Origin of the sequence: Cryobacterium sp. MP_3.1 (genome assembly GCF_035984795.1) — a bacterium.
In the GTDB taxonomy this organism is placed as follows: Bacteria; Actinomycetota; Actinomycetes; order Actinomycetales; family Microbacteriaceae; genus Cryobacterium; species Cryobacterium zongtaii.
Window position 1 is genome coordinate 1 of record NZ_JAXCHV010000059.1, and the last position, 4,831, is coordinate 4,831.

General features: G+C 64.7%; 5 protein-coding genes. 4 read left to right on the top strand and 1 reads right to left on the bottom strand.

Features of this window, described 5'->3' with window-relative positions:
* Positions 1 to 808: 808 nt before the first annotated feature.
* Positions 809 to 1,882, bottom strand: a complete 1,074-nt coding sequence (locus RCH12_RS18325; RefSeq protein ID WP_442784595.1) for a DNA polymerase IV — start codon at positions 1,880 to 1,882, stop codon at positions 809 to 811.
* 166 nt (positions 1,883 to 2,048) lie between these two features.
* Here RCH12_RS18325 and arr point away from each other — a divergent pair, with 166 nt between their 5' ends.
* The 4 genes from arr to RCH12_RS18345 are packed head-to-tail and all read left to right on the top strand — an operon-like array spanning position 2,049 to position 4,643.
* Positions 2,049 to 2,477 carry an NAD(+)--rifampin ADP-ribosyltransferase gene (gene arr, locus RCH12_RS18330; RefSeq protein WP_103431468.1) on the top strand — a complete coding sequence of 143 codons (429 nt, stop codon included), beginning with the start codon at positions 2,049 to 2,051 and terminating at the stop codon, positions 2,475 to 2,477.
* A 15-nt stretch (positions 2,478 to 2,492) separates the two neighbouring features.
* The gene (locus RCH12_RS18335; RefSeq protein ID WP_327017858.1) at positions 2,493 to 3,257 is read left to right on the top strand and encodes a GAF and ANTAR domain-containing protein; all 765 of its coding nucleotides are present in this window, start codon (positions 2,493 to 2,495) and stop codon (positions 3,255 to 3,257) included.
* Positions 3,250 to 3,963, top strand: coding sequence for a GAF and ANTAR domain-containing protein (locus RCH12_RS18340; RefSeq protein ID WP_088455409.1), 714 nt, complete (start codon positions 3,250 to 3,252; stop codon positions 3,961 to 3,963). The genes RCH12_RS18335 and RCH12_RS18340 overlap by 8 nt, the downstream gene beginning before the upstream one ends.
* A gap of 23 nt (positions 3,964 to 3,986) precedes the next feature.
* A complete protein-coding gene (locus RCH12_RS18345) occupies positions 3,987 to 4,643 on the top strand; it encodes an IMPACT family protein (protein ID WP_103431470.1) in 657 nt (218 codons plus the stop codon).
* Positions 4,644 to 4,831 lie beyond the last annotated feature (188 nt).

A 4,831-nucleotide genomic window follows, 5' to 3' on the forward strand; every position in this document is an offset into this window, starting at 1 on the left:
GACGCGGCCTGGATCAACAAACCCGCCGCTCAGGAAGAAGCGCCGAAACTAGCCGCCTAAACTCACGCTGGCCTCATTCACCTTGACAAATTCCGATCCGACAACGTCCAAGCCCCATGCCGCCGCCAGGCTTCGCCAAAGTCCAGGTAGACCCTCAAGCCACTGGGCCGCTAAGGCATCACGGCGGGTAACCTCCGTTCTGAAAGCAGAACTGATCTCTGGGAAGGTATCCATTCCCCCCATCTTCTCGTCATTCAGCTGCACTGACCCGCTTTTGGTGTGAGGCTATAGCCAACAACTCTGTTTGAAGGCCACGAAGGGAACTCCTATGACCGCCGGCGCTCTCATGATTGTGCTCATCGCCGGGGGTGGTCTAGGTCTCGCGCTCGTCATTCTGGCGGCCTTCTACCTGCTGTCTTCGCGGCGGCGACTCAACCCATCGGCAGCTCGGGATCTTCGAGGTTCTGACCCGGAGTTGGCTCAAGCCTTGTCGGACGTTCGAGCAGACATCGAGAGAGGCCAGCGCGGGTTCTAGGGGTTCAGGCGGTCAAGAGTGCGGGTCTGAGCATCAAGAATGCTTCGTCGAGCACTTGCCGAGATGACACGTCGCCGCCGCGGTGCACCCACTCCACTGAGCAGACGTCCAGGCAAGTCAGGGCGCACAGGGTGACCGCCCGCGCCTGGTAGTGCCGATCCGCCTCGGGACCAGTCAGGGCGTCAGCGACCAGCGGCTGGAGGACGGTCATCCAAGCCAGGTGCTTCTCCGTGTCATCGATTCCAGGCCTTGCGCCAGGCGGGAGCGTCGCTGTCACCAACCGCCACGCGTCGGCGTATGGCCCTGTCGGGCGTCGTCGGGCATCGCCATCTCGGCTCGCAGGCCCAGGAGCCGGATCGGACGGCCCGCTTCGATCCCGGCCGCGAGATCCAGGGCCCCCGCGAGGATTTCGCTCCGGTCAGATGTGTCGGGGATCTTTCTCGCGCGGGTCGTGGTGACGAACGGCGCGTAGCGAATCTTGAGGGTCAACCCGATGACGGGCCGCCCCTCAGCAAGGACATCCTCGAGCACCCGCGCCGTCAGCTCCCGCACGGCGTCGTCCACCTGGGCGGGGTCGGTCAGGTCGCGTTGGAAGGTGGTCTCCCGGCTGTGCCCGCGGGCGATCCACGGGGTGTCGTCGACGCCGCCGGCACCGTCCCCGCGTCCAAGTTCCGCGTACCACGGCCCCATCTTGGGCCCGAACTCCGGGACCAGGTGCTGGGGGTCGGTCGCGGCGAGTTCGGCGACGGTGTTGATCCCGAGTTTCGCCAGCCGGCCCGACACTTTGGTTCCCACGCCCCACAGATTCTTGGTGGGCCGGCTGCCCATGACGCCGAGCCAGTTCCCGGCCGTGAGACGGAAGACGCCGGCCGGCTTGGCAAAACCGGTGGCGACCTTGGCTCGGACCAGGGTGTCGCCGATGCCCACACTGCACTGCAGCCGAGTTCGCTCCAGTACAGCGGTCTGCACTTGCCGGGCGTAGCTTTCCGGATTCTCGGTCTCTATGCCGATAAAGGCTTCATCCCAACCCAACACCTGCACGGTCGCTCCTGGCTGCGCACGCAGGGTAGCCATCACAGTTTCCGACGCCGCGAGGTACGCCTCCTGATCAACCGGCAGGATCACGGCGTCGGGCACCTTGCGGGCCGCGATACGCAGGGGCATCCCGGAACCCACGCCAAACGCCCTGGCTTCGTAGGATGCGGTCGACACCACCGCTCGTTCCGTGGGGTCACCCCGACCGCCGACGATGACAGGCCGGCCCGCAAGTTCCGGTCGTCGGAGCACTTCGACCGCCGCAATGAACTGGTCAAGATCGACGTGCAGTATCCAGGGAATTCCGCTCACGCCGCCAGTCTGCCCCGATTGGAACTCCCCCGGAGTTCGGCCGGCGCGGAGAGCGCGACGGAACGCGCGTGTCGGGTCGCGGGACGGATACTGACCGCCGGCCTGCCGCGATTGATCCCGGCCGTCAGCCGATTCGCGCCTAGGTTGGAAACAGATTGGGGGCCTCATGACCGGTGAACCGATACCGTTCGAAGCGAACGAATCCGGAGCGCTGTTCCACGGCACGAAAGCCGACCTGGCGGCGGGTGATCTCCTGATTCCGGGCCGCCGTTCGAACTTCGGCGGCGGACGCACAGCGAACCACGTCTACGTGACGGCCACTCTGGATGCCGCGACCTGGGGCGCCGAACTGGCCGCCGGCGAGGGCCGTGGTCACATCTACATCGTGCAACCGTTGGGCTCCCTCGAAGACGATCCCAATGTGACCGACAAGAAGTTCCCGGGCAATCCGACCCGGTCGTACCGCACCCGGGAGCCGGTGAAGGTCATCGGTGAGCTCACGGACTGGGTCGGACACACACCCGAACAGCTGCAAGCCATGCGGGACGGCCTTGCTGAGCTGGAGCGTCAGGGTATTGCCGTCATCTACGACTAACCGCGCCGGAATGCAATGGGTTGGCTAGCCGATCTCTGCCGCGTACTCTGGCTAAAAACAGGAGGAATAGCAGTGATGGCGAATGATCCGTTCCTGATGGCATCGGATGCCCTGTCCGATAGTGGAGCCCGGATCTCCGAGCTTGCCCGCCCATTCCTGCGGTTTCTGCCCATCTCGGGCGCCTCGATCTCGACCTTCGGATCGTTTCTTGGCGCCGAAACGATTTCAGCCACGGATGCCCGCGCCGGGCGAGTGGATGAACTGCAATTCGACCTCGGTGAAGGTCCGTGCTGGGACGCATTGGTCAACCGGGAACCTGTTCTCGAACCCGACCTCGCCTCCACGAGCAGCGTCTCCTGGCCGGCCTTCCTGAACGCTATTCGTGAGGAGGAGATCGGGGCGATCTTCGCCTTTCCGCTTCTCTTCGGCCCGCTCGAGATCGGCGCGGTGGACCTGTACTCCATAGCCCCGGTGTCCCTCACCCCCGAGCAGCAGGGGCAGACGCTCGCTCTCTCAGCCCTGGTCAGCCGGATTATTCTGCGCCACGCCATCAGCACCGACAGCATCCCCGACGATACGACGACATTCTCACGGCGACTCATCCATCAGGCGACGGGCATGGTCCTCGCCCAACTCGGAACGACCGCCGAAGACGCACACCTGATCATCCAGGCGCGGGCCTTCGCCGAGAATCGTCCGATGCGGGAGATCGCCCAGGACGTCATCGAACGGCGTATCCGCTTCACCGCGCTGACCGACTCGGGCCGATCTCATGAATGAAACGACCCGCCTCGAATTGCTCTTTGATGCCTTCGCCACCTTCGCGGACACCCTGGTTGTCGGATATGACGTCCTCGAGCTCCTACAAACACTGGTGGAGACCTGCCGCGATCTCCTCGACGTCGATTCCGCCGGGATTCTCCTGGCCAATGCCGCAGACAAGCTCGAGGTCGTCGCCTCCACCAGCGAGGCGAACACCCTCGTGGAAGTGATGCAAATCGACGCTGACGCCGGGCCCTGCCTGGAGTGCTTCCGCACCCGTACCGTGGTGTCGTTGCCGGACATCGACGTCGGTTCCTCCCGCTGGGCAGCGTTCTGCGACACCGCCCGCTCCCAGGGCATCCACTCGGTCTACGCCATCCCTCTGCGACTCCGGGAGACGACAATCGGCACATTGAATCTCATGCGGAACGAGCGCGGGGAGCTCAATCAGTACGATATCCGGGCCGCACAGGCCCTCGCCGACGTGGCGACCATCGGCATCCTGCAGGAGCGCACCATCCGTGATGCCTCAACGCTTCGCGATCAGCTGCAGAAAGCCCTCTCGAGCCGGATCATCATCGAGCAGGCCAAGGGCGTCGTCGCGGAAACCGCAAATGTGTCGATTGAGATGGCTTTCGACCTCATTCGCCGACACGCCCGTTCGCACCAGACGTCCCTGAGCCTGGTCGCGCAAAGTCTCGTCGCCCGGGAGCTCAGCCTCTGATCCAACTGCGCGAGACTGGGCACATGTCTGATCTCACTCTGCGCGGCGGCCTCGGCAGCCATGTTGAGGCCGAAATCGACGTCAAACGATCCAGATTCCTCTGCAGTCTCGTCAGGATCGACACCGAGGATGCCGCGCGTGCGGCGATCGACGAGGCACGCAAGAAGCATTGGGGCGCTCGCCACCACTGCTCGGCATTCGTGATCGGGCCGCGGGGCACCCCCGATCAGGTGCGCCGCTCGAATGACGACGGGGAACCATCCGGAACCGCGGGGCGCCCCATGCTGGAGGCGCTGTCGGGACGCGGATTGGTCGACTGCCTGGCTGTCGTCACTCGGTACTTCGGTGGCACGCTCCTCGGTGCCGGCGGTCTGGTGCGCGCTTACTCGGACGCCGTGACCACCACCATCGATCGGGCCCAGTCCCTCGGGGCGCTCGTGGAACGCGAACGCCGTGAGTTGTTCACGCTCACCCTCCCCCATGCGGATGCGGGCCGCATCGAGGCCGAGTTGCGCCAGCGCGGTGTGCTCATCCTGGGCACGGACTATGGGCAGGACGCCGTGCTGCACATCGCCGATGATGACGCCGAGCGGCTCGCCGCGATCGTCGCCCACGTAACGGCCGGAAGCGAACACCTGGAGAGCCTCGGCCACGAATGGGTCGACGTCGAACCCGCCTGACGCCCCGCCGGGGCAACAGAGGCCTACAGTGGGCTGCATCGCGCCGAAGGGAGATCATATGTCCGGTCGGATTCACATCGACCACTTCACCACTGGCTATGTCAACCCAAGTCGGACCCACCTGGGCAATCTAAGCGGGACCCACTTCGGTGTGGAGCGAGGGATACTGGGGTATGCGCGTGGAGATT